At 46.6% G+C, this 23,993-nt stretch carries 26 protein-coding genes; 24 read left to right on the plus strand and 2 right to left on the minus strand.

The window, feature by feature from the left end:
• The 5 genes from X919_RS17270 to X919_RS0109990 all read left to right on the plus strand — a co-directional run.
• The coding region (locus tag X919_RS17270; protein WP_253270126.1) for a dihydropteroate synthase at window positions 1-459 on the plus strand (459 nt) is incomplete at its 5' end.
• A 150-nt stretch (window positions 460-609) separates the two neighbouring features.
• Window positions 610-1,386, plus strand: coding sequence for a diadenylate cyclase CdaA (gene cdaA, locus X919_RS0109975; RefSeq protein WP_028899994.1), 777 nt, complete (start codon window positions 610-612; stop codon window positions 1,384-1,386).
• 132 nt (window positions 1,387-1,518) lie between these two features.
• Window positions 1,519-2,535 (plus strand): phosphate acetyltransferase, encoded by a 1,017-nt coding sequence (gene pta / locus X919_RS0109980; RefSeq protein WP_028899995.1) that lies wholly within the window; start codon window positions 1,519-1,521, stop codon window positions 2,533-2,535.
• Window positions 2,536-2,629: 94 nt separating this feature from the next.
• Window positions 2,630-3,829 (plus strand): acetate kinase, encoded by a 1,200-nt coding sequence (locus X919_RS0109985; RefSeq protein ID WP_028899996.1) that lies wholly within the window; start codon window positions 2,630-2,632, stop codon window positions 3,827-3,829.
• A gap of 120 nt (window positions 3,830-3,949) precedes the next feature.
• On the plus strand, window positions 3,950-4,489 hold the full coding sequence (locus tag X919_RS0109990; protein ID WP_028899997.1) for a beta-class carbonic anhydrase: 540 nt from the start codon (window positions 3,950-3,952) through the stop codon (window positions 4,487-4,489).
• 71 nt (window positions 4,490-4,560) lie between these two features.
• Here X919_RS0109990 and X919_RS0109995 read toward each other — a convergent pair whose 3' ends face one another.
• Window positions 4,561-5,748 (minus strand): MalY/PatB family protein, encoded by a 1,188-nt coding sequence (locus tag X919_RS0109995; protein WP_028899998.1) that lies wholly within the window; start codon window positions 5,746-5,748, stop codon window positions 4,561-4,563.
• A 6-nt stretch (window positions 5,749-5,754) separates the two neighbouring features.
• Window positions 5,755-6,600, minus strand: coding sequence for a DUF3737 family protein (locus X919_RS0110000; RefSeq protein ID WP_028899999.1), 846 nt, complete (start codon window positions 6,598-6,600; stop codon window positions 5,755-5,757).
• Window positions 6,601-7,261: 661 nt separating this feature from the next.
• Here X919_RS0110000 and fabG point away from each other — a divergent pair.
• Genes fabG through X919_RS0110095 form a run of 19 tightly spaced genes read left to right on the plus strand, consistent with a single transcriptional unit; the run spans window position 7,262 to window position 23,955 of the window.
• Window positions 7,262-7,993: a flexirubin biosynthesis SDR family reductase FlxB gene (gene fabG, locus X919_RS0110005; protein ID WP_028900000.1), complete on the plus strand. Its 732-nt coding sequence runs from the start codon at window positions 7,262-7,264 to the stop codon at window positions 7,991-7,993.
• Window positions 7,994-8,004: 11 nt separating this feature from the next.
• Window positions 8,005-9,243 (plus strand): beta-ketoacyl-[acyl-carrier-protein] synthase family protein, encoded by a 1,239-nt coding sequence (locus tag X919_RS0110010; protein WP_028900001.1) that lies wholly within the window; start codon window positions 8,005-8,007, stop codon window positions 9,241-9,243.
• A gap of 46 nt (window positions 9,244-9,289) precedes the next feature.
• Window positions 9,290-9,856, plus strand: a complete 567-nt coding sequence (locus X919_RS0110015; RefSeq protein WP_028900002.1) for a hypothetical protein — start codon at window positions 9,290-9,292, stop codon at window positions 9,854-9,856.
• Between the two features lie 10 nt (window positions 9,857-9,866).
• Entirely contained in the window at window positions 9,867-10,967 is a 1,101-nt protein-coding gene (locus X919_RS0110020) for a FlxJ family methyltransferase (RefSeq protein WP_028900003.1), read from the plus strand.
• Window positions 10,968-11,014: 47 nt separating this feature from the next.
• Complete coding sequence (locus X919_RS0110025; RefSeq protein WP_004380752.1) at window positions 11,015-11,257, plus strand: acyl carrier protein; 243 nt, start codon at window positions 11,015-11,017, stop codon at window positions 11,255-11,257.
• Between the two features lie 13 nt (window positions 11,258-11,270).
• Complete coding sequence (locus X919_RS0110030) at window positions 11,271-12,152, plus strand: lysophospholipid acyltransferase family protein (protein ID WP_172642729.1); 882 nt, start codon at window positions 11,271-11,273, stop codon at window positions 12,150-12,152.
• The gene (locus X919_RS0110035; protein ID WP_028900005.1) at window positions 12,149-12,613 is read left to right on the plus strand and encodes a hotdog family protein; all 465 of its coding nucleotides are present in this window, start codon (window positions 12,149-12,151) and stop codon (window positions 12,611-12,613) included. Before X919_RS0110030 ends, X919_RS0110035 begins: the two co-directional genes overlap by 4 nt.
• Window positions 12,610-13,029 carry an acyl-CoA thioesterase gene (locus X919_RS0110040; protein ID WP_028900006.1) on the plus strand — a complete coding sequence of 140 codons (420 nt, stop codon included), beginning with the start codon at window positions 12,610-12,612 and terminating at the stop codon, window positions 13,027-13,029. The genes X919_RS0110035 and X919_RS0110040 overlap by 4 nt, the downstream gene beginning before the upstream one ends.
• The gene (locus X919_RS0110045) at window positions 13,014-14,744 is read left to right on the plus strand and encodes a beta-ketoacyl synthase N-terminal-like domain-containing protein (RefSeq protein WP_253270127.1); all 1,731 of its coding nucleotides are present in this window, start codon (window positions 13,014-13,016) and stop codon (window positions 14,742-14,744) included. The genes X919_RS0110040 and X919_RS0110045 overlap by 16 nt, the downstream gene beginning before the upstream one ends.
• A gap of 18 nt (window positions 14,745-14,762) precedes the next feature.
• Window positions 14,763-15,023: a phosphopantetheine-binding protein gene (locus X919_RS0110050; RefSeq protein WP_028900008.1), complete on the plus strand. Its 261-nt coding sequence runs from the start codon at window positions 14,763-14,765 to the stop codon at window positions 15,021-15,023.
• Window positions 15,024-15,044: 21 nt separating this feature from the next.
• Entirely contained in the window at window positions 15,045-16,826 is a 1,782-nt protein-coding gene (locus X919_RS0110055; protein ID WP_028900009.1) for a beta-ketoacyl synthase N-terminal-like domain-containing protein, read from the plus strand.
• Window positions 16,814-17,167, plus strand: coding sequence for an EamA family transporter (locus tag X919_RS0110060; protein ID WP_025069749.1), 354 nt, complete (start codon window positions 16,814-16,816; stop codon window positions 17,165-17,167). Before X919_RS0110055 ends, X919_RS0110060 begins: the two co-directional genes overlap by 13 nt.
• Before the next feature lie 40 nt (window positions 17,168-17,207).
• Window positions 17,208-17,831 carry a flexirubin biosynthesis/transport protein LolA2 gene (locus tag X919_RS0110065; protein ID WP_028900010.1) on the plus strand — a complete coding sequence of 208 codons (624 nt, stop codon included), beginning with the start codon at window positions 17,208-17,210 and terminating at the stop codon, window positions 17,829-17,831.
• Window positions 17,806-18,252, plus strand: a complete 447-nt coding sequence (locus X919_RS0110070) for a hypothetical protein (protein ID WP_028900011.1) — start codon at window positions 17,806-17,808, stop codon at window positions 18,250-18,252. The genes X919_RS0110065 and X919_RS0110070 overlap by 26 nt, the downstream gene beginning before the upstream one ends.
• Window positions 18,236-18,616: a hotdog family protein gene (locus tag X919_RS0110075; protein WP_028900012.1), complete on the plus strand. Its 381-nt coding sequence runs from the start codon at window positions 18,236-18,238 to the stop codon at window positions 18,614-18,616. Before X919_RS0110070 ends, X919_RS0110075 begins: the two co-directional genes overlap by 17 nt.
• On the plus strand, window positions 18,604-20,109 hold the full coding sequence (locus X919_RS0110080; RefSeq protein ID WP_172642730.1) for a glycosyltransferase: 1,506 nt from the start codon (window positions 18,604-18,606) through the stop codon (window positions 20,107-20,109). The genes X919_RS0110075 and X919_RS0110080 overlap by 13 nt, the downstream gene beginning before the upstream one ends.
• Before the next feature lie 3 nt (window positions 20,110-20,112).
• Window positions 20,113-21,618: a phytoene desaturase family protein gene (locus X919_RS0110085; RefSeq protein WP_028900014.1), complete on the plus strand. Its 1,506-nt coding sequence runs from the start codon at window positions 20,113-20,115 to the stop codon at window positions 21,616-21,618.
• Window positions 21,615-23,159 (plus strand): phytoene desaturase family protein, encoded by a 1,545-nt coding sequence (locus X919_RS0110090; protein ID WP_028900015.1) that lies wholly within the window; start codon window positions 21,615-21,617, stop codon window positions 23,157-23,159. Before X919_RS0110085 ends, X919_RS0110090 begins: the two co-directional genes overlap by 4 nt.
• Complete coding sequence (locus X919_RS0110095; RefSeq protein WP_028900016.1) at window positions 23,104-23,955, plus strand: alpha/beta hydrolase; 852 nt, start codon at window positions 23,104-23,106, stop codon at window positions 23,953-23,955. Before X919_RS0110090 ends, X919_RS0110095 begins: the two co-directional genes overlap by 56 nt.
• The last annotated feature ends 38 nt before the right edge of the window (window positions 23,956-23,993 follow it).

The raw sequence follows: 23,993 nt of genomic DNA on the forward strand, positions 1-23,993 counted from the left end.
ATTGCCAATGTTCCTATTCATGAAACGGAGAATATGTTTGATGTGGTGGGTCAGTTGCAGGTTCCCTATATCTTAATGTCGGTGAAATCGAATCTCAACGACATGATACTTTCATTTGCAAAGGAAGTGCAACAATTACGTGAACGAGGGGTGAAAGATATTATTCTTGACCCGGGTTTTGGCTTTGGAAAGGACTTACAGCAGAATTATGCTGTGCTCAATGGGGTGGAAGAGCTGCATGCTTTGGAACTTCCTTTACTAATAGGTGTGTCGCGTAAACGTATGATTTACCAGTTAGTGGGTGGCGATGCGTCGACCGCTTTGAATGGAACGACGGCCATCCATGCCGCAAGTTTGATGAAAGGAGCTAACATTTTGCGGGTGCACGACGTAGCTGAAGCTGTGGAAACGGTGAAGATTAGTTTAGCAATGCAACAAAGTTTGTCAAGTGGAGAATGAATAAAAATGTGAGGATGGTGAGTAAAACGGAGACATATTTTGTGTAGATAGTATTTGGAATAGGGATTATCATTTCGCAGAAATAGGCTCTGTCGTGGGTGGAAATAGATTAAAATAGGATATAAAACAACTTGAAAAATTAGTTTTACGATGCCTTTTGATTTTGGAATTAAGGATGTCATAGATATTGTTTTAGTAGCGTTGTTGCTCTATTACATTTATCGTTTGATGAAAGAAAGTCGCTCGTTGAATATCTTTATAGGTGTCATCGTGTTTGTTTTAGTTTGGCTTTTTGTCAGCCAAGTACTTGAAATGCGACTTTTAGGTGCTATTCTTGATAAGTTGGTAGGTGTAGGTGCTTTAGCATTGATTGTGCTCTTCCAAGAAGAGATTCGTCGTTTTCTGTATTCTTTAGGTGCACGTCAGCAGTTTAAACGCTTGGCACGGTTATTTGAAGGGCACAAGAAAGCGCGACAAAGTGAAGAGACACGCCAGATGATAGTGCCTATTGTGTTGGCTTGTATGAGTATGGGTAAGGAGAAAGTAGGCGCACTAATAGTCATCGAACGAGCCTCTCCACTTGATGATATTGTAGATACGGGCGATAGAATCGATGCCAATATTAATCAAAGGCTCATTGAAAACATCTTTTTCAAGAACTCTCCGTTACATGATGGCGCAATGATTATCTCGCAAAAACGTATTAAAGCTGCTGGATGTATTTTGCCTGTGAGCCACGATTTGAATATTCCGAAGGAATTAGGTTTGCGGCATCGTGCGGCAATGGGTATTAGTCAGGATAGCGATGCAATAGCTATTGTGGTGAGTGAAGAGACAGGTCGTATCAGTATTGCTATGGGAGGACAGTTCTATCTGCGTCTGTCTGCGGAAGCATTAGAACAGATTTTAACGACAGAATTATCTTGATTTTTAGTTTTTTTAAATTGCTTATCCAACAACGTTCAATAAAATTCACTAAATTTGCAAAGTAGAAATGGCAATTTTAAGTGTTGCTATGATAACAAGAACATGTGAAATATTTTATAAGCAATATAAAAAATGGAATTATTACAGCAGATTGTAGCGCGCGCAAAGGCTGATAAACAGCGCATTGTGCTTCCAGAAGCAGAAGAGGAACGCACGCTTCGTGCAGCTGATTGTGCATTGGCTGACGACTTAGCCGATATTATTTTAATCGGTAATCCAACGAAAATCCAACAGCTTGCAGCACAATGGGGCCTGCAAAACATCGGGAAAGGAACCGTTATTGATCCTCAAAACAATCCTAAAAGTGAAGAGTATGCTGCACTTTTATGTGAACTTCGTAAGAAGAAGGGGATGACTTTGGAGCAAGCACGCCAATTGGTTACCACGAATAATCTTTATTTAGGTTGCATGATTATTAAGACAAATGGTGCCGATGGACAGATAAGTGGGGCGTTAAGCACCACGGCTGAGACGTTAAGACCTGCTCTTCAGATTATCAAATGCCGCCCAGGTATTACGTGTATCAGTGGTGGTTTGCTCTTAGTTACCACACAAAAGCAATATGGAAACGATGGCGTTGTGTTCATGGGTGACGTGGCTGTGACGCCAGTTCCCGATGCAAATCAATTGGCTCAGATAGCTATTTGTACGGCAGAGACTGCAAAATGTGTAGCAGGTTTTGATGATCCGCGTGTGGCTATGTTGAGCTTTTCAACAAAGGGAAGTGCCTCTCATGAGGTAGTGGATAAGGTTGTTGAAGCAACAAAGATAGCAAAGACGTTAGATCCGACGTTAGATATCGACGGTGAATTGCAGACAGATGCTGCTTTAGTGCCGTCCGTTGCGGCAACAAAAGCACCGGGTAGCGCGATTGCTGGTAGGGCAAATGTGCTTGTTGTGCCCAATCTTGAGGTTGGAAACATTGCCTATAAGCTCGTACAACGCTTGGGAAATGCCAAAGCTATCGGCCCGATTTTACAAGGAATTGCACGTCCTGTGAACGATTTAAGTCGTGGATGTTCGGTAGAAGACATTTATTATATGATTGCTATCACAGCTTGTCAGGCGCAAGAAGCAAAGAATAATTAGGAGGAAAAGGTTTGGAGTGGAGCATCATTTGCTACACAAAAGGTCTGAAAAGTAATTCAAATTCAACATATCACATATCACATTAAATCCACTTATGAACGTATTAGTCTTAAATTGTGGGAGCAGTTCTATCAAGTATAAGCTCTACAACATGGACAATGAGTCGGTGTTGGCACAAGGAGGTGTCGAGAGAATTGGCATAGATAATGCCTTTATCAAGGTGAAATTGCCCAATGGTGAGAAGAAAACTATTATGGCTGACCTGCCTACCCATAAGGAAGGCGTTGGCCTTGTGTTTGATTGTTTGCTCAATCCAACGTTTGGTGCTATCAAAAGTCTTGATGAAATAGATGCCGTAGGCCATCGTATCGTGCAAGGAGGTGATATCTATACGGAGAGTGTTATTTGCACTCCGCAGGTTGAAAAGGATATAGAAAGCCTCTGTGATCTTGCACCTGTGCACAATGCTGGGCATTTAAAAGGCATTAAAGCCGTGGATGAGTTGATGCCTAACACACCACAAGTGTGTGTGTTTGACAATGCTTTCCATAGCACCATGCCCGATTATGCTTATCTGTATGCCATCCCTTACAACCTTTATGAGCAATACCATGTGCGTCGTTATGGCTTCCATGGCACCTCACATCGTTATGTATCGCAGCGCGTTTGCGAAATCTTAGGCTTGGATAGTCACCATTCTAAGATCATAACTTGCCACATAGGCAACGGTGCAAGCGTAGCAGCTGTGCGCAATGGAAAGGTAATTGACACCTCAATGGGGCTCACTCCGTTGGCTGGTTTGATGATGGGTACGCGCTGTGGTGATATAGATCCGTCGGCAGTTACTTATCTTATGAGGAAGCTAAACATGACACCTCACGAGATGTCTGAGTATCTAAACAAGAAGAGTGGCGTGGTAGGAATTACCGGAATTTCAAGCGATATGCGCGATATAGAGCAAGCCGCTAAAGATGGAAATGAGCGTGCTTTGCTGGCGATGAAGATGTATGACTATCGCATTAAGAAATATATTGGTGCTTATGCTGCAGCACTTGGCGGTGTAGATGCCATTGTCTTTACGGCCGGTGTGGGCGAGAATCAAACGGGAACACGTGAGAAAGCCTGTGCAGGTCTTGAGTATATGGGTATTAAGATCGATGTAGAAAAGAATGCAACCATTCATGGTGAGGAAGCCATCATTTCTACTCCTGACAGCAAAGTGAAAGTTGTTGTTGTACCTACTGATGAAGAAATCGTTATTGCGCGCGACACAAAGTCGCTCGTTACGCAATAAATAGCGGTAACTTTATGGTTAACAGTTCTGTAAAAGGGTGAGCATTGCGCAAGCAGTGTCCGCCCTTTTGCTTTCTTTTATAACGGGTTTCAGGATGAGAAACCCATCACATGACAAGCTATGATAGATGAAATTCTCCAATATAATCAGCAGTTTGTAGCCGCGAAAGGTTACGAAAAGTATATCACTTCCAAATATCCCGACAAGCATTTGGCTGTGCTTTCGTGCATGGATACGCGTTTAACCGAGCTGCTTCCGGCCGCTTTAGGTCTCAAAAATGGCGATGCTAAGTTCATTAAGAATGCCGGAGGCTTGGTCATTTCGCCTTTCGATTCGGCCATGCGCAGCCTCATTGTAGCTATTTTTGAGTTGGGAGTGAATGAGATTATGGTGGTGGCTCATTCAGAATGTGGTGCCTGTCACATGCACTATGACGCATTTCATGCACACATGAAAGCACGAGGTATTGCCGATTCTACGTTGGAAACCATTCGCCGAAGTGGCATAAACCTCAACGAATGGTTGGAAGGTTTCCACGATACCGAGGCATCTGTGCGCCATACTGTTGATGTTATTCAGCACCATCCCTTAGTTCCTCATGATGTTTCCGTGCGCGGTTTCATCATCAATTCGGTCACAGGGGAACTTACTGCCGTATAAAAAGTGTGGTCTCTCCTGATACATCATCAGGAGAAACCACACTTTTTAGAGCGCTATCGCAGGATAAATGCCTATCTCTTTGGGTTATTTGTCTCCGAAGCCAACACTTTCTTGAGTCGGTGTAAGCCCTCAACAAGCGTAGCTTTTGGGCATGCCAGATTAATTCTCAGGTAGTGTCCACCTTGTTTCTCGCCATACATCGTACCACTATTCAGCATGAGTTTTGCCTCATGCAGTAGCTTCTCACAGGCATCATCGGCCGTTAATCCCGTGCGATGAATGTCTACCCAGGCCAAATAAGTGCCTTCTAAACGACACACTTCCAGTGCAGGAAGCTCTTCATGAATAAAGGATTTTAGCGTGAGATAGTTCTCATGCAAGTAAATATTGAGTGCATCGAGCCAAGCTTCTCCTTCATTATAGGCCGCTTGTAGCGCGATAACGCCGAATGGATTGACGTCACAAACCTCATTGATATTAATGGCTCGGTCAATCTTTCTGCGCAACCTTGCATCACTACAAATGATGTTTGCAATCTGCAATCCCGCAATATTAAAAGCCTTTGTGGGCGAGTTGAGCACCACACTGTTGGCTTTGCACGCCTCATTCACCGCAGCAAAAGGCTGAAAACGATAGCCCGGCATGATGAGTTCGCCATGAATCTCATCGGCAATCACCCGCACATCATGTCGCAAACAGATGTCGTTCATGCGTTGCAATTCTGCTTTTGTCCACACACGTCCCGACGGATTATGCGGATTGCAAAGCAAAAACACGGTGGTTTTCTCATCCGAACACTTACGTTCGAAGTCGTCAAAATCGATGACATAGCTGTCCTTTTCACGGCGGAGAGGGTTCTCTGCCACCTCACATCCACAGTTCTTAATCGATGAGAAGAAACAATTATAGACAGGAGTTTGCACCAACACTTTCTCACCAGGCAACGTTAAAGCCTTTAAAGCACAGGCGATGGACGGCACAACGCCTGTGGTATAGAGCACCTCTTCGCGCTGAATATGCCACCCATGACGCCGCTCAAACCAATGAATCAGCGCTTCGTAATAGCTATCGGGGACAAAAGTATAGCCAAAAATGCCATGCTCAACGCGCTTTTTTAAGGCGTTAATGATGCAAGGTGCCGTGGGAAAGTCCATGTCTGCCACCCACATAGGGAGCACATCGGCATCGTTTGGTTCATCCCATTTGTAGGAATTTGTGCCCCGTCGCGGGATGATTTTATCAAAATCAAATGGTTCCATTGCCGTTTATTTCCTCGTTTCAATCACGCAATCCTTACCTTTTGCAAATGCATTATAAGTGATTCTGCCAATCTCGTCGGCCACAATCCGCCCGCTAATCGGGTTTTTAATTTCCGTAATGCTGCCCTTTATCGACGCATCAATGTGTCTGCTATCTTCAAATGTGCGGTCACACTCGGCATCAAACGTGCAGTCTTCTAACACAATGCCATCCAAATAGCACAATGGCTGTTCACCTTTGATGTGACAACGCACCAATTTTATATTCTTAGAGTGCCAAGCTAAGTACTCACCATCAAGCACACTATCGTAGACAACCACATTCTCGCATTCCCAAAAACTATCTTTCGTTGTGATATTGGCATGGTGAACTTCTACGTTTTTGCAATATTGAAAGATGTATTTGCTGTCGCTTGTCAGCCCATCTACATAGATATCCTCGCAGAACATAAAGGGGTAAGTGCCATCGTGTAGCGTCACATCTTTAATCTTGATGCCCTTTACTTTCCAAAAGGTCTCGTCGGCATCATTAATGGTTACACGCTCTAAACTGAGGTTTTCCATCTCACGAAAGAACTTTGGTCCATCAATAACCGAGTCTTTCATTACCATGTTTTGGCTGTACCAAATAGCCGAACGGCTCTCAGGCGCAAAATAACAATTTGTAATCACGCTGCCATCAACGTGCCACCAAGGATATTTGCCATAGAATTTCGAGTCATGACACTCCACATTCTTGCAGCATTTAATGCCCGACTCGCCATCCGTGATGGTAATATGTTCCAATCTTGTGTCATGAATACCAAATAGAGGACGCTCACCGCCATATTGTTTGTTCTGAATACTTTCCATCTTTTACCTTCTTTTTTGTTTCTATTCTATAGTGTATGATTTTCTTCTTACGCTTACAAAGATACAAAAACTATGCCAATTTCATCGCATGCGATTTACGAAATGCTGTAAATCTTTCAAAGAAGTAGTTTGTATAGGGCCTTTTTGCGTTTATCATTTTGGAAGTGCGTAGAGGGTATTGTCGGAATAGGAATGCAGGATGTGCCATTTTGTCTCGTCCAAGTTTTATGTGTAGCGATTAATACCGACTCTTCTCTTAGCAGTTATGCAATGTCATGTTCCTTTTACATGCTTTGTAAAGTGGTGCATTTTCTGTCGCAATTGCTATCATATTATGTAACAATCTCATGCAGATTGCTTAGTAAAATGGGCTTCTTTATGGGGCAAGTTTGTAATCCTTTCTTGAGTGGAGCTGTCTGTTAGGTCTATAGCCAAACAAAAATTATAAGAACCTTAATAACTATTGGGTATTGAAAAGTGACTATTCTAAGATTGAATGACAGATGAATGGGGTGAGAAATGTGGCGCATGGTGGCGCGAAAAGCACGTGTGAAATATTTCAATTAAACTTCTTTGTAATTGTTTTCTTTTTCTTATCTTTGCACCAATATTTAACTTTCAAAAAACTATATTGTTGAATAGTTAATACCGAGGTGAACAAATGAAATATGCATTAGTAACAGGTTCGTCGCGAGGAATAGGCAAAGCCATTGCCATTCGATTAGCGAAAATGGGCTATCCGGTGCTCATCAACTATTTAAAGAATAAAGAAGCGGCCGAAGAGGTGGTGGCAACCATCATTGCAAATGGTGGACAAGCCGAGTTGATGCCGTTCAATGCAGCCGACGGAACAGCCATCGAAGCGGCTTTAGATGCATGGGAATCGGCACATCCTGATGACTATATAGCCGTGTTGGTGAATAATGCCGGCATTCGAAAAGATAATGTCCTCTTTATGATGAGCGATAAAGAATGGCACGAGGTGTTAGATACTACCCTCAATGGCTATTTCTATTTGACCCGAAGGTTGCTCAAACACATGATGCCTCGACGCCGTGGTGGTCGCATAGTCAACATGGCTTCGCTCTCGGGAGTGAAGGGATTGGCCGGTCAGAGCAATTACAGCGCTGCCAAAGCTGCACTCATTGGTGCCACGAAAGCCTTGGCACAGGAGGTGGCTCCGCGTCAAATCACGGTCAATGCCGTGGCTCCCGGGTTCATAGAAACTGACATGACGAAAGACCTTCCGCAAGAAGAACTGAAGAAGCTGGTGCCGGTTGGACGGTTTGGAACAGCCGAAGAGGTGGCCGCAGCGGTAGCATTCTTGGTGTCGGATGAGGCGGCCTATATCACGGGTGAGGTGATTAACATTAACGGAGGATTATATACATAAACGAAAAGTAAATGGAAAGACGCGTGGTAATAACGGGCATGGGCATTTGGTCGTGCTTAGGAACAAATCTCGAAACAGTAAAAAATGCATTATATAATGGTACGTCGGGCATCGGACTTCAGCCCGAACGGCTCACCTATGGCTACCGATCGGGGCTGACAGGCATCGTTGAAACACCGGTCATTACCAAGCAAATGCTCGATCGTCACACGCGGGCGGGCATGTCAGAAGAGGCACAATATGCCTACATGGCGAGTTTGCAGGCTTTCGAGCAAGCAAAGATTAACGACGACTATCTGCTGCAAAACGAGGTGGGTTGCATCTTTGGCAACGACTCTTCGGCAAAACCTGTGATTGAAGCTGCTAAGATTATGGACGAGAAACACGACTCGGCGATGTTGGGTTATGGGCTCATTTTCCAGTCGATGAACTCCACTGTGAACATGAATCTCAGCACCATCTTTCATTTAAGAGGCGTTAACTTCACCATCAGTTCGGCTTGTGCGAGTGGCAGTCACTCTATAGGTTTGGGCTATATGATGATTAAACAGGGCTTGCAAGACTTGGTGTTGTGTGGTGGTGCACAAGAAACGAATTACTATTCTATGGCCTCTTTCGATGCACTGGGCGCTTTTTCGGTTCACATGGACGAGCCAACTAAGGCCAGCCGTCCGTTTGATCGCGACCGCGATGGGCTTATTCCGAGTGGCGGTGCAGCTGCTTTGGTGCTCGAAGACTATGAACATGCTGTGGCACGTGGAGCCACCATTTTGGCTGAAGTGGTGGGTTATGGCTTCTCAAGCAATGGCGGTGGCATCTCAGAACCCAGTGATAAAGGCAGTGTAATTGCTATGACGCGTGCCATGAAGGATGCAAAGGTGGCACCGAGCGATATTGATTATATCAATGCGCATGCCACTTCTACCCATCAAGGCGATATGTATGAGGCCATTGCTTTGGCTAAACTGTTCCACGATGAGCGTGCGTTCATCAGCTCAACCAAGTCGATGACGGGGCATGAATGTTGGATGGCGGGTGCCAGTGAGATTGTTTATTCTATCTTGATGATGCAACATCATTTCGTTGCACCTAATATTAATTTGGAGCATCGGGACGAATATTCCGAGAAAATTAATCTCACCGCGAAGACCATTGACATGGAGGTGAACACCGTTTTGAGCAATTCTTTTGGCTTTGGGGGTACAAACTCGGCTTTGGTCATTAAGAAAGTGAGTGATGAGAACGGTTGAATCGAAGCGTAATTCATATAAGTATAACGTTTAAATAAAATAGGTTATGAAAAAGATTTTATTGGTATTGGCAGGTTTGATGTGCAGCGTTGCAGGTGTGTTTGCAAAAGCTGATGTCACCGTGAAGAGTGGTTCGTTGGCAGAACTCAAAGGTGTGAAAGAAAAAATCTATATGGTTTGGGATTACAGTCACGCCACTTTAGAAGGAAAAGAAGTGCAGGCTTTCTTGAAAGAGAAGGGTGCTGAATGGCAACGTGATTATCAAAAAGAGTTGCAAACGGCTGAAGAAAACTTTGCAGAACGCTTCAATGACAAGAGCAAAGACGCAAAGATTACGACTGAAAAGCGTGATGCAAAATATAGATTTGTAGTCGAAGTAAAAGACTTCCACTATGGTAGTACGGGCGTATCTGTTATGTTTGGCATGGGCGCTGGCGATGCACATATGAGTGGATTGGTGAAGGTTTATGCAGCGAATGACAAGCAACCATTTGCTGTTATCGATGTTGATGGTGTGGCAGGTGCAGGCTATGGCAACGAAAAGCGTCGTGTAGAAACCTACAGAGAATTGGCTGAACAGATTGTAAAGCTCATTAAGAAAGCTAAGAAATAAGGGCAAGCGCATGAAATTGTCACCTGCTTTAAAACAATATACGGAAGAAACACGCTCGGCAAAAGAGGCACAACGCTTGGCAGAGTTTATCGCTTGGGGACCGATCGTGTTTCAAGCGTCGCGCTTAATGGTGAAGTTTGGCATCTTAAGTCTGCTTCGTGAGAGCGAAAAGGGGCTTACACGCGCTGACATTTGCCGTGAAACGAAGCTGTCAGACTATGCAGTTAAATGTCTATTAGAGGCCTCTTTGTGTATTGGGACAGTGCTTATAGACCCAGAGACAGACCGCTATTCATTGTCGAAAACGGGTTGGTTTCTGCTTAATGACCCTGCGACACGTGTCAATCTTGATTTCAATCACGATGTGAACTATGAGGGTTGGTTTCATTTAGAAGAGGCTTTAACCACAGGAAAGCCTGCCGGTTTGAAGCATTTTGGCGATTGGCCGACGGTTTATGAAGCGCTCTCCGAACTGCCGGATAATGTGAAAAAGAGTTGGTTTGGCTTCGATCATTTCTATTCCGACCACTCTTTTGATGAGGCTTTAGCGATTGTTTTTGGCACCTATCATCCCAAAACGCTCTATGATGTGGGCGGCAACACAGGGCGATGGGCCTTGCGTTGTGTGGATTATGATGTCGATGTGCAGGTGACCATCTTAGACCTTCCCCAGCAAATCAAGATGATGCAAGCGCAGATTGCAGGCAAGAAAGGATGTGACCGCATACAAGGTTATGGCATTAACCTGTTGGATGATGCGCAATTATTCCCCGAAAAGCCGGCCGATGCCATCTGGATGAGCCAGTTCCTAGACTGCTTTAGTATGGACGAAATCGTGGGAATTTTGCGACGATCACGTCGTGCCATGAATGCCGACTCACGGCTTTTCATCATGGAAACGTTGTGGGATAGGCAGCGATTTGAACCCGCTGCGTTCTGCTTAACGATGACAAGTCTCTATTTTACGGCCATAGCGAATGGCAATAGTAAAATGTATAACACCGAAGATATGGAGACTTGTATTCACGAAGCAGGCTTAGAAATTGAACAGATTCACGACCATTTGGGCCAGGGACACAGCATTTTGGTGTGTAAGTTGGCTGCGGTGTGAAGTGAAAATGGTGCGAACAAGATGATTTAAAATAACTAAATATAGGTATGAACAGAACAGAAATTGAAGAGAAAGTAAAGGCCTTCTTGATAGATGACCTCGAAATTGATGAAGAAAAGATTGCTCCTGAAGCAAAATTGAAAGACGATTTGGGCATTGATAGCCTTGACTTTGTCGACATTGTTGTGATTGTTGAGAAGAATTTTGGCTTCAAAATCAAACCCGAAGAGATGGCAGGTGTGACCACATTAAGCCAATTTTGTGATTACATTGAAAGCAAAGTAGGGTAGAAAGAAAGTGCTTATGGCGGAAAAGCAATGGCAAGGACAGACCTTTGGCAGCGAGAAAATGCACCATTATCTCATCAAGATGTTGCGTTTTATCGATGTAAGGGTGCTCTATGTCTTTGCCTATTGTTTCGTCATTCCCGTTTGTTTACTCGTCCGTCCAAGCCGAAAAGTCATCTATTCTTATCTTCGTCATCGCATGAAGTATGGTCGATGGCGTGCCATTTGGGGCACGTATGTCAACCATTGTCTGTTTGCCGAGGCGGTGATTGATAAGTTTGCGATGTATGCCGGCAAGCATTTTCAAGTGCATATTGAAGGCTATGCGCATTACGAAGCGTTGTTAAAGCGTCCCGAAGGCTTTGTGCAATTGAGTGCACATGTGGGAAATTATGAGCTTGCGGGCTACACTTTGCAGGCCAAAGAGAAGCGCATCAACGCCTTAGTTTATGCAGGTGAGAAGGCATCTTTAATGGAACGACGCAACGAAATGCTGGGCAACAGCAACATTTGCATGATTCCTGTGGGAGCGAATATGGATCATCTGTTTGCCATTGACCAGGTATTTAAGCGGGGAGAAATTGTTAGTTTGGTGGCCGATCGGCGTTGGGGATCCTCTAAAACGATAGCCGCTACCTTCCTATCTGCTCCCATTCGCTTGCCATTGGGGCCTTTTAGCGTCGCCGTTATTGGGGGATTGGATGTTGTTTCCATACAAGTGATGAAGACATCTTGGCGAGGTTACACCATCTTTGTGCATCCATTGGTTTATGATAAGGCCGCATCGCGTCGCCAACAGGTAGAAGAACTGGCACAAGCTTATGTTGATTGCTTGGAAAAGACGGTGAAACGCTATCCCTTGCAATGGTATAATTACTTTGATTTTTGGGCACAATGACCATCGATTACTTACATCCTCAGGAGAAATTCCTACGCACCCTTGACATCAAAACGCTGTTACCGCAACAGCCTCCATTTGTAATGGTGGGGAAACTAACGTTCTTTGATGCACGAAAGACCATTACAGAGACCCTCATTTCGGCTGAGAATATCTTCACAAATGCAGGTACATTCTCTGCAAGTGGGCTCATAGAGAACATCGCTCAAACGTGTGCTGCGCGCATAGGTTATGTAAATCAGTATGTGTTGCAGCGTGGAATACAGATTGGTTTCATTGGTGCTATCCGCAATTTGGATATCTATCGGCTGCCGAAAGTGGGTGAACGGATTACAACTATCGTTGAGGTGATAGAGGAAGTGTTTGGTATGACGTTAGCCAAAGCGCAGGTAGTGTGTGATGAAGAAGTGCTCGTTACCGCCGAAATGAAGATAGCTGTAAAGGAGGAGGAGCGTAAATGAAAGAACTAAAGTCATCAAAAGTCTTAGACATTCGTTTCAGTGAGGTCGATTCTATGAATGTGGTTTGGCATGGCTCCTACCCACTTTATTTTGAAGATGCGCGCGAAAAGTTTGGTGAAGACTATGGTTTAGACTATCAAAACTATTTCAATCATGGTTATTTTGCCCCATTAGTGGAACTTAATTTCCAATACAAGCAGCCCATTCGCTATGGAATGCATCCGCGAGTTGATATTATTTATCGTCCTACGGAGGCTGCAAAAGTGGTGTTTGATTATGAAATTCGCGACCCAGAGGATGAGCGTTTGCTGGCTATAGGCCACAGTGTTCAGGTGTTTATGGATACGAATTATCAGCTTGTTTGGGATAATCCTCCATTCTATCTTGAGTGGAAAAAGAAGTGGAATCAGCTATAATGGTCTATCAAGTTGCTCATAATATCGTCTCACCGTTAGGCTTTTCAACCGAAGAGAACTATGTTTCGGTGTTGAAAGGCCAATCCATGTTACGACCTTATGCGCCCGGAACGCGTATGCATGATGCCTGTTGTGGCTCACTTTTCAGTGAGGAGCAATGGCAAATGCTGATGCTTGAAGGCATGACCCGTTTCGAATCGTTGGCCATTCAGTCGATACAACGTGCCTTAAAACAAGTGCCTATCGACCTCCATTCCCCCCGAATTATTTTCATTTTAAGTACGACCAAGGGCAATATTGAATTGCTTTCGTGCAGTGAAGATGAGCAAAAGCGCATAGAACTAGGCCTTGCTGCGGCACATATCGCCCATTATTTCGGTTTCAAGACCGAGCCTATTGTGGTGTGTAATGCCTGCATCTCGGGCGCTTCGGCTTTGATTTTAGCACAGCGTTTGTTGCAAACGGGCGCCTATGACACCGCTGTTGTCTGTGGTGTTGACGTGCAATCGCCCTTCATTTTGTCGGGTTTTCACGCTTTTCATGCCCTCTCTTTGCAACCTTGTCGCCCCTTTGATGCCGAGCGGTTGGGGTTGAATTTGGGCGAAGGTGCTGCCACGATGGTGTTGCAACACGGTGACATCGTGTCTTCTAAGCAGCCCCTTTGGGCACTCATGGCTGGTAGTATTCACAACGATGCCTACCACATCAGTGCACCATCCAAGCAAGGTGAAGGTGCTTATTTGGCTCTATGCGATGTTGTTGCAGGGCAAGAAGCCGATGCTTTAGCCGTGATTAACGCCCATGGTACCGCCACATTCTTCAACGATCAGATGGAGTCGATGGCCATCATGCGTGCAGGTTTGTCGCAAGTTCCCGTCAATGCGTTGAAAGGAACCTATGGCCATACTCTTGGGTGTGCAGGTGTTTTAGAAACAGTACTCACGGCCTTTGCGTTAGAACAGCATACCCTTTTAGGCACAAGAGGCTTTCATGCGTTGGGCGTTTCGGGTAAAATCCATGTGCAGGCGGATGCTATTTCTACGCAAAAGCAAGCTTTTGTGAAGATGCTTTCGGGCTTTGGGGGCTGTAATGCCGCTTTAAGGATGGAACGTTTGCAGCCGAAGCATGATGCAGTTGCGACGGTGTTGCGGCCTGATGTACGCGTGATGCACGAATTGATACTCTCTCCTCAAAGGTGTATATGCGATGGAAAAGCCATTGCTTTCGACGCGAATGAGGACGAACCGCTCACAGCTCTCTATAAAACCCATCTTGACAGCTATCCCAAGTTCTACAAGATGGATGGGCTAAGCAAATTGGGTTTTGTGGCTTCAGCGTTGCTTTTGCAGGCCGAAGCCCATGAGGATGCTTTTGCAGGTAGTCGACGTGGCATAGTGTTTTTCAATCAGTCGTCGTCTATCAGCACCGATAAGTGCTATTATGCTACGATTGCTGATGCCGAAAACTACTATCCCAGTCCTGCTCATTTCGTCTATACGTTGCCCAATATTGTGACAGGTGAGGTGGCCATTCAGCAGCAATGCCATGGCGAAACCTCCTTTTATTGTTGGGAGAGGCGCAGTGAGAAGCTCTTCAATGAGGTCGTCTCGGCGACTTTTGCAGGCACCAATCTTGATAGTTTGCTTACAGGTTGGCTTGATTATTGGTCGGAAAACCACTATGAAGCCCACCTATTTATTATACAACGAATATAAAAAGAACATTCAAACGATATGGAAGAATTAGTCTTAGAATTGAAGAAAGCCATCATTAAGGCTTTGAATTTAGAAGAGATGACGCCCGAAGACATCGACGCAGACGCACCTTTGTTTGGCGATGAAGGGTTGGGATTAGACTCAATAGATGCATTGGAACTGATTGTTTTGTTAGAAAAGAACTACGGCATCAAGTTAGAAAACCCCGCTGCGGGCAAGGAAATCTTCAAGAGTGTGGCAACGATTGCCGCCTATGTGCAGCAACATCGTACCCGGTAACACTGCCTTTTGTACACCATTATGACGCGAGGAGTAGCTATAACAGGCGCAGGAATTGTTTCATCTATCGGCTGTAATCAGGCCGAAGTGTGGCAATCGATTGTGCAGCAACGGCGGGGTATTGGGCCGATGAAATATCTTTTGTCAACCCATCGCGAGCTTCCTGTGGGCGAAGTGCCCCTGTCTAATGACGAGATGAAGGCGGCATTGGGCATTGATGCGTCAGAGGAAGTGAGCCGAACGGTGCTGTTGGGCATGTTGGCTGTGCGCGAATCACTCGCCGATGCAGGGCTACTTTCGTCAGAACCGCATTTGAAAAGCCGGCGCGTGGTGCTCATCTCGGGTACAACGGTGGGCGGAATGGACATCACCGAGCAACACATTGCCGACCTATCTGTCGGGAGAGGCGATGCAGACTGCATCAAAACGCATGATGGGGGCAGCACAACACAGCTGATAGCCGACCATTTTGGCTGCTTTACTGCGTGCACAACACTCTCCACAGCATGTTCTTCGGCAGCCAATGCCTTGATGTTGGGGGCACGATTGATTGCACATGGTGAGGCCGACATCGTGGTTGCGGGCGGAACAGAGGCGCTTTCGCGTTTCCATTTTGCAGGTTTCCATTCGCTGATGATACTCGACCAAGCCCCTTGTAAGCCCTTTGATGCCCATCGTGCGGGTTTAAATTTGGGCGAAGGTGCCGCCTATGTGGTGTTGGAGTCGGCCTCATCGGTGGCTCAACGCCATGCAACCGTGCGGGCCTGTCTCACGGGTTACGGCAATGCCTGTGATGCTTTTCACCAAACAGCGTCGTCGGATGACGGGCAAGGTGCTTATCTTGCCATGGAAGCGGCGTTGAAGATGGCGGGTGTTGCGCCAGAAGAAGTAGATTATATCAATGCACATGGCACGGGAACACCCAACAATGATGCCAGTGAGAGCCAAGCCATTCGGCGGGTGTTTGGTGTCCATCAGCCTTTGATTTCAAGCACAAAGGGCTTCACAGGGCACACAACGAGTGCGTCGGGGAGCATAGAAGCTGTGATTTGTCTGCTGGCTATGCAGCACGAATTGGCGCCGATGAACATCGGATGGCACACAGAAATGCCCGATGGCATTGTGCCTTTGGCGGTGAATAAAGCCTGCTCGTTGCAGCATGTGTTGTGCAATTCGTTTGGATTTGGCGGTAACGACACCTCACTGCTTTTCTCTTTGCCGAGTAAAGTGCAGCAAATTGGTGAGCAATCTATCGCGAATTGTCGTACCATTCGCACCAAATCGCGTGTCAATATGGCGGACATTGCCGACCCCTCAGAAATCAAACGTTTTGTGAAACCCATGGAACTGCGTCGCATGAGCGGTTTGATGCGCCGTGCAGTGCTCACTTCTATGTTGGCTTTAGAGGAGGCAGGAATTGCTGTTCCTGATGCTATTATCACTGCAACGAGCTTGGGTTGTTTAGAAAATTCAGAGAAGATGCTGCTCGACATGGTGCAACAGGGCGAAGACAGTGTGAGCCCTACGCTCTTTATGCAGAGCACCCATAACACTATCGGCAGCACCATTGCCATTAAATTGGGCTGTCATGGATATAATGCAACCTACACACAGGGTGAAAAGTCGTTGGAGTGGGCGCTGAAAGATGCCGAGTTGCTGTTGCAATCGGGTGCATGTCGCAGTGTGTTGGTGGGCTATCACGATGAAACCACCGCCCTTTATCGTCAGTTGTTGGCGCGTTTGGGCGAACAAGAACCGGCCGAATATACGGCCATAGCAATGGTGTTGACATGTGGAGACTGATTATTTTGTCTGTTGTTCAGAGTGCTTTGCTCGCTGGCGGGCAGGTGTTTTTGAAGTTTGGGCTATCGAAGTTGGCACCGTTTGGGTTTAATCGTGCGTTTTTGTGGTCGCTTTTGCCCAACTGGCAGTTTGCTTTGAGTGGACTACTTTTTGGTGGCAGCACGGTGTTGTGGATGTATATTGTGAAGCGTTACCCTTTGAGCATGGCTTATCCGATGATTAGTTTGAGCTATGTTTTTGCGCTTTTGTCGGCCATGGTGTTTTTCCATGAGTCGGTAAATGGTATGAAATGGATGGGAGTGGCGTTGATCATGTTGGGTTGTTTTTTCATCGCCCGATGAAGAGGCGCCCTTATTTAAACAGAGAAAGGAAAAGAGACAAATGAAGAAAAGCCTGTTTTTATGGAGCTTGTTGTGGTTGATGTTTTTGCCACTGCATGCGCAAACGATGACCGAAAGTGAGGTAAAGGCCAAGGTAAACCAAGTTGCGGCACAGCTGCAAAGCATGCAATGCGACTTTGTGCAAACCAAATCGCTGAAGTTGTTGAACCAAAAGATGGTGTCGAAGGGGAAGATGTATTACCAAAAGAGTGACAAACTGTGTTGGCAATACGTGAGTCCTTACAACTACACCTTTGTGTTGAATGGCGCAAAGGTGATGCTTCGCAACGAGAAGCGGAGTGATGTGATTGACGTGCAGCAGAACAAAATGTTTAAAGAGATTGCGCGTATCATGATGAATAGCGTTTTAGGCAAGTGTCTCACCGATGAAAAAGATTTTAAAGTGACGATGCAACAAGGCAAAGGGGAGTGGGTGGCCACGCTCGTTCCTTTGCGTTCGAACATGAAACAGCTGTTTCAAAAGATACAAATTAGTTTTCATCAGGCCCAGATGATGGTGTCGATGGTGAAACTATTTGAAAAGAATGGCGACCAAACCACCATTCAGTTGAAGAACATTAAGACCAATGCGCCGCTCAATGCACAAGTGTTTTCGATTCATTAGTATCGTCTTGTTGAGTGGCCTTTCATGTGGCATGGCCGCTCAAAACCTATTGCCCGACACCCTTGGTGCACGCAAAAGCTATCAAGCCATGATTACGATGCCGAAGGGATATGTGAGTGGCGTGTGCATGATGGTGCGCGATTCGACGGGGATTGTGGGGAGCCTGTTCAATGAGTTTGGCTTTTCGGCACTCGATTTCCGCTATCACGAGCGAAAAGACAAGGTGGAGATTGTGCATGCCATGGCGTTAATGGATAAATGGTATATTCGCAAAGTGTTGCGCAATGATTTGCGTATGCTATTGCAGTCGTTGGCAAAAGGCGACACACTTTATGAAGACAAAAAGTATAAATTGACCTACGTGTTCACCCCGATGCGTGAAGAATTGAAGAAGGAGGCAGCCGATGATCTTGAAGAATGACTTTTATCACATCGCACAGGCCAGCGTTGATTTGCCCCGGGCGACTTATGAAATTGCGCTCAATGCACAGCATTTCATCTATCAGGCCCACTTTCCCGGCGAACCGATTACACCGGGTGTGTGCATTCTTCAGATGGCTTGCGAGCTGTTGAGCGAGGCGCTTCATCGGTCGTTGGCATTGTGTGGCGTGAAGAATGTGAAATTTCTTTTGGTATTAACACCTACTGAAACGGAAAAGATCGTGTATCAGTTCTCAGGTATAGAGGAGCAGCCCGATGGAACAGTGAAGGCCAAAGTGAATGTTGTCTCGGGCACAACGGGCTATGCGAAGTTGTCTTTTACATGCCAACCATGCAAGGAATAGAACAGGAAACGTTGAAGGAACGCCTGCGGGCTCGTGGAATTTGTGTCATCATCCCCACGTACAACAATGAGCAGACGGTGAGGCAAGTGGTTGAAAGTGCCCAGGAATATTGTGCCGATGTGATTGTGGTGAATGACGGAAGCACCGATCGTACGGCTCAAATCTTGTCAGAGATTTCGGGCATCACGTTGGTCTCGTATGAGCATAACCGCGGGAAAGGCTATGCGTTGCGGCAAGGTTTTGAGAGGGCGAAGGTGCTATCGTTTGCCTATGCCATAACCCTTGATGCCGACGGACAGCATTATGCAAAAGACATTCCTTCATTTCTGCAAGCGAATATTGCACATCCCGGAGCACTCATCGTGGGCGAACGCGACTTAAATGGTGTGGAACGCTCGAGTGGTAGCAGCTTTGCCAATCGCTTTTCCAACTTCTGGTTCTTTGTGCAAACGGGTAAATGGTTGGCTGATACGCAGACGGGTTATCGCCTTTATCCCATCAAGAAGCTGCGCTATCTGCGTGCGATGCCTTCCCGTTACGAAGCGGAGTTAGCGTTGATGGTGTTGGCTTCGTGGCATGGTGTGCCGCTCGTTTCGATACCTGTCGATGTCTATTATCCGCCCAAGGAGGAGCGTGTGAGCCATTTCCGTCCTTATAAAGACTTTCTACGGATTACCATTCTCAACACAGTGCTGTGTTTTTTAGCCGTCGTTTATGGACTGCCTTGTCGGTTGGCTTGTGGAATCGTGCGCATGGTTCGCACAGTTTATTCACTTTTTATCTTTTCCTTCTTCTCGTTTTTCGTTGTGACACCGTTGGCTTATCTCTACCTGAAATGGGGAAAGATGACGGAGGAAAAACGACTCAATTTACATCGCTTGATTTATAATATTGCGCGAATCATCGTGTTGAAACATGGCATTCCTGGCGGAGAGTTTAGTTGTTGCATAGCCAAACAGGTGGACTTTGATAAGCCCTCGGTGCTGATTTGTAACCACCAGTCGCACTTAGACTTGATCTGTCAGCTCATATTAACACCAAAGGTAGTCTTTTTAACCAATCAATGGGTGTGGAGAAATCCTTTTTATGGCTATGTTATTCGTCATGCAGAATATCAGACGGTGACCGAGGGGATTGATGCTTTGTTACCGAAGTTGCGTTCGTTGGTTGACCGCGGCTATAGCATAGCGCTCTATCCCGAGGGGACGCGTTCGGCTGACTGTTGCATATCGCGTTTCCATCGTGGTGCTTTTTACATTGCCGAGCAATTGCATTTGGGCATTACACCCATGTTCTTATATGGCACGGGACGGCGCTTGCCTAAGACGAAATACTCCCTTCATCGGAGTCCCATCTATTTAGAAGTGGATGAAACTATGACGCAAGCGCAACTGCAAGCCATTGGTTCACCAATGGAACAGGCAAAATGGATGCGCAAACGCTATGTAGAGAAGTATAACACTCTCTGCGATGAGTTTGAAAAGAACTGTTAAGATATGAGACAGAAGAAAGTAGTGGTTATAGGAAGCGGCTTAGGTGGTCTCTCGACGGGCGTCATCCTGGCAAAGAATGGCTATCAGGTGACGGTGTTGGAACAAGGCCAACAGATAGGTGGGTGTCTGCAATGCTTTTCGCGTTATGGTGCAAAGTATGAAACAGGGATGCACTTTATTGGAAGTGTTGTGCCGGGGCAGACGCTAAGAAAACTGATGAACTATTTGGAATTGGACACCGATGTGTCTTTGTCTTTCTTGGATCAAAGCGGTTATGATGTCGTGGCGTTACAGGGTGAACGGTTTCGCTTTGCAAATGGGCGCGAGCCATTTATTGAAACAATGAGCGCATATTTTCCACGGCAACGTGATGCACTGGCACGCTATTTCGATTTAGTCAGTAGGGTGGCTGGAGCCTCTTCGCTTCACTCATTGAAATACGCCGAGTCGGATGCAGCTATCAATACTGAGTTTCAGCTGCGCGCTATCGACGACGTTTTGGATGAGCTTTTCGATGATGAACTGCTGAAACGAGTGTTGGTTGGCAATCTTCCGCTCTATGCAGCCGAACAAGGTAAGACGCCTTTCTCTACACATGCGTTCATCATGGACTTCTATAACCAGAGTGCTGCGCGTGTGGTGGAAGGCAGTGACAGCATTGCAACCTCACTGAAGAATACCATTTTGCGTTATGGCGGCACGGTGAAGACGCGGCAAAAGGTAACGAAGATTGTGTGTGATGAGGCGAAAGCGACGGGTGTGGTGGTGAATGATGACTGCTTTATGGCTGCCGATGCGGTTGTGTCGGCCATTCATCCCATGCGCACATTGGAACTTTTAGACACGAAACTCATTCGGCCCGCTTTTCGTAAGCGCATTCATGCCATGCCGCAAACCGTAGGAGGCTTTTCGGTTTACTTGGAGTTTAAGCCTGGCGTGGTGCCGTATATGAATCACAACTTTTATGGTTATGCTGGTGACACGCCGTGGAATTGTGAGCACTATACAGAAGAGACCTGGCCCAAAGGCTACCTTTATATGCACTTTTGTCATGAGCACGCGCCGAAGTTCGCCCATACAGGCGTCATTCTTTCTTACATGCAGATGGAGGATTTGCAACCCTGGTGGGGGACGAAAGTGGGTCGACGCGGTGACGATTATGAGGCTTTCAAGCGGCGAAAGGCCGAGTTGTTGCTCGACGCTTTGGCCAAAGAGTTCCCCGACATTCGTCAAAATCTTGTGCGTTATACCACCGCGACGCCTCTGACCTATTATGATTACACTGGAACAGAGGGCGGTTCGATGTATGGCATTGCAAAAGATATTCATCTCGGTGCAGCGGGACGCGTGCCCCAACGCACGAAGGTGCCCAACCTTTTCTTGACGGGACAGAATATCAACTCGCATGGCATGTTGGGTGTCTTGGTGGGTTCGATAGTCACTTGTAGCGAGTTTGTAACCGCAAAGACCATTTACGATCAGATTATTCAAAGCAACCAAGGCGAATGAAACAACGTGTTTTGATTATAGGAGGTGGCTTAGGTGGCCTGTTTTCGGGCGCCATCTTGGCAAAGGAAGGGCTTGAAGTCACCGTTTTGGAAAAGAACAAGATCATAGGAGGTGGATTACAGTCCTTCCGCATGTGGGATGAAGACTTTGACACAGGCATGCATATCATAGGAGGCATGCGCCCCGGTGGCAACATCTATCGGCTGTGCTCCTATTTGGGAATCATCGATCAAGTATGCGTGAGGGATGTGGACCATGACTGCACAGATCGGCTTTACTTTGCCGAAGACCAGCGCTATTATACCATTGCTGAGGGGAAAGACACGTTCGTGGAGACCCTTGCGCGGCAGTTCCCACATGAGCATGACGGGCTAAAGGCCTACGTTGAGGCTTTGTTTCGTCTTTCCGAAGAGGTAGACTTGTTCTATCTTCGTCCTTCGAAAGACTTGATACCCATGCACTCGGCGCAGTTTAACATGTCGGCCGAGGCCTTTATCGCACAATATATCAACGATAAGAAACTGCGCAGTGTCTTGGCTTATATGAACCCTTTATATGGTGGACGTACGCAACAGACCCCCGCTTACGTCCATGCCATCATTTCGGTGCTCTACATCAATGGGCCAAGTCGTTTTGTGGGCGGTAGTCTACGCTTTGCCCATCTCTTAGCCGAAACCATACAACGGCATGGAGGAAAGGTGCTGGGAGCAACCGAAGTGACGCACATTGGCGTAACAGATAGGCAGGTGACCTGCGTGGAAACGGCCAACGGACAGCATTTCGAAGCAGAATATTACATCTCGGCCATTCACCCTTGCGCATTGCTCAAGGTGATTGACAGCGATGCCTTTACGAAGGCCTATCGCACCCGTTTGGAAGCCATTCCAAACTCTTACTCTGCTTTCTCGCTTTACGTGAAACTCAAGCCAAACAGCTTCCCTTACATCAATCATTCGGAGTATTTCATGACGCGCTATGCAGACATTTGGCAGTTCGGACGCGACGACAAGCCGTGGCCCTTGGGCTTTCTCTTCATGACCCCACCAAATGAAGGGCAAGGGGGCTTCGCGTCGAAGGTGTTAGTAACGGCACCTATGGCATTCTCGCAGGTGAAAGCATGGGAACAGACAACGATAGGGCATCGCACGGCGGACTATCGGCAGTGGAAGGAGCAGCAATGCAACCAACTCTTGGCCATGGTCGAAGTGCTTCACCCGGGATTTTCAACTTGCATTGAGGCGGTTAACACGGCTTCACCCCTGACCATTCGCGATTTCTATGGCGCAAAGGAGGGTGGAATCTGTGGGTATAGCAAAGATTATAACAATTTGGCTTTGTCACAGCTGCCCGTAGTGACAAAAGTGAGCAACTTGTTCCTTACAGGGCAAAACAATAACCTTCATGGGTTTTGCGGTGTGCCCTTAACAGCCATCCAAACTTGTGAAGCCATCTTAGGGCGCAACTATGTTTTGAATCAACTCAATCATGAAACAGCGAATAGTACTCTTTCTGTGCCTCGCAATGACGCTCGTCTCGACTAAAGGGCAAGAGAACATTTGGCAAAATACGGCCTGCAAGGCAAAGGTTTGGCTTACCCCTTACCTCGCACAAGGTCAAAAGCGCCCTGCGATCATCGTGTGTCCGGGTGGGAGCTACTTTTGGCACGACATGAAGGCAGAGGGTAAGGACGTAGGAGCGTGGTTACAGCGCAATGGCATCACTGCTTTTGTGTTGCGCTATCGCACCGCTTATGTGCCGGCCTTCGTCACCCATTATCGTTGGATATGGCGGGGCAACCGTTACCCCGACCCACAAGACGACCTTCGACAAGCCATTCGCTATGTCAAGCAACATGCCGAGCGATGGAACGTCGACACGACAAAGATTGGAGCGATGGGCTTCTCGGCGGGCGGCCATTTGGTTGTATCGGGCGGTTTGTTTTTTGGCAAACACGATCGTCCGGCCTTCATTGCATCACTCTATCCTGTGGTAACAATGTCGGCATCATGCGTGCACAAACGTTCTCGAAGGGCACTCATGGGCGAAAGTAGGGTGCGCAACCACGGCCTTCGTGATTCGCTCTCCTTAGAAAGGCAAGTGACGCGTGTGTGTCCACCCATATTTCTGGCAAACTGCATCGATGACCCCATTGTGGACTACCACAACGCTATATTACTTGACTCTGCCCTAACGGCACAGCATGTACCTCATGTGTACTATCAATACCGCACGGGTGGTCATGGCTTTGGTGCTTCCGAAACGAGAGGAAGCGCGGAGTGTCGCACATGGAAGCAATCGTTTCTGGCTTGGCTTTCACAACTATGGAAAGGTGAATGACCAGCAAAACGACAACCCAATGAACATCCTTTTATGAA

This window comes from Prevotella sp. HJM029, from assembly GCF_000599605.1.
Lineage (GTDB): Bacteria > Bacteroidota > Bacteroidia > Bacteroidales > Bacteroidaceae > Prevotella.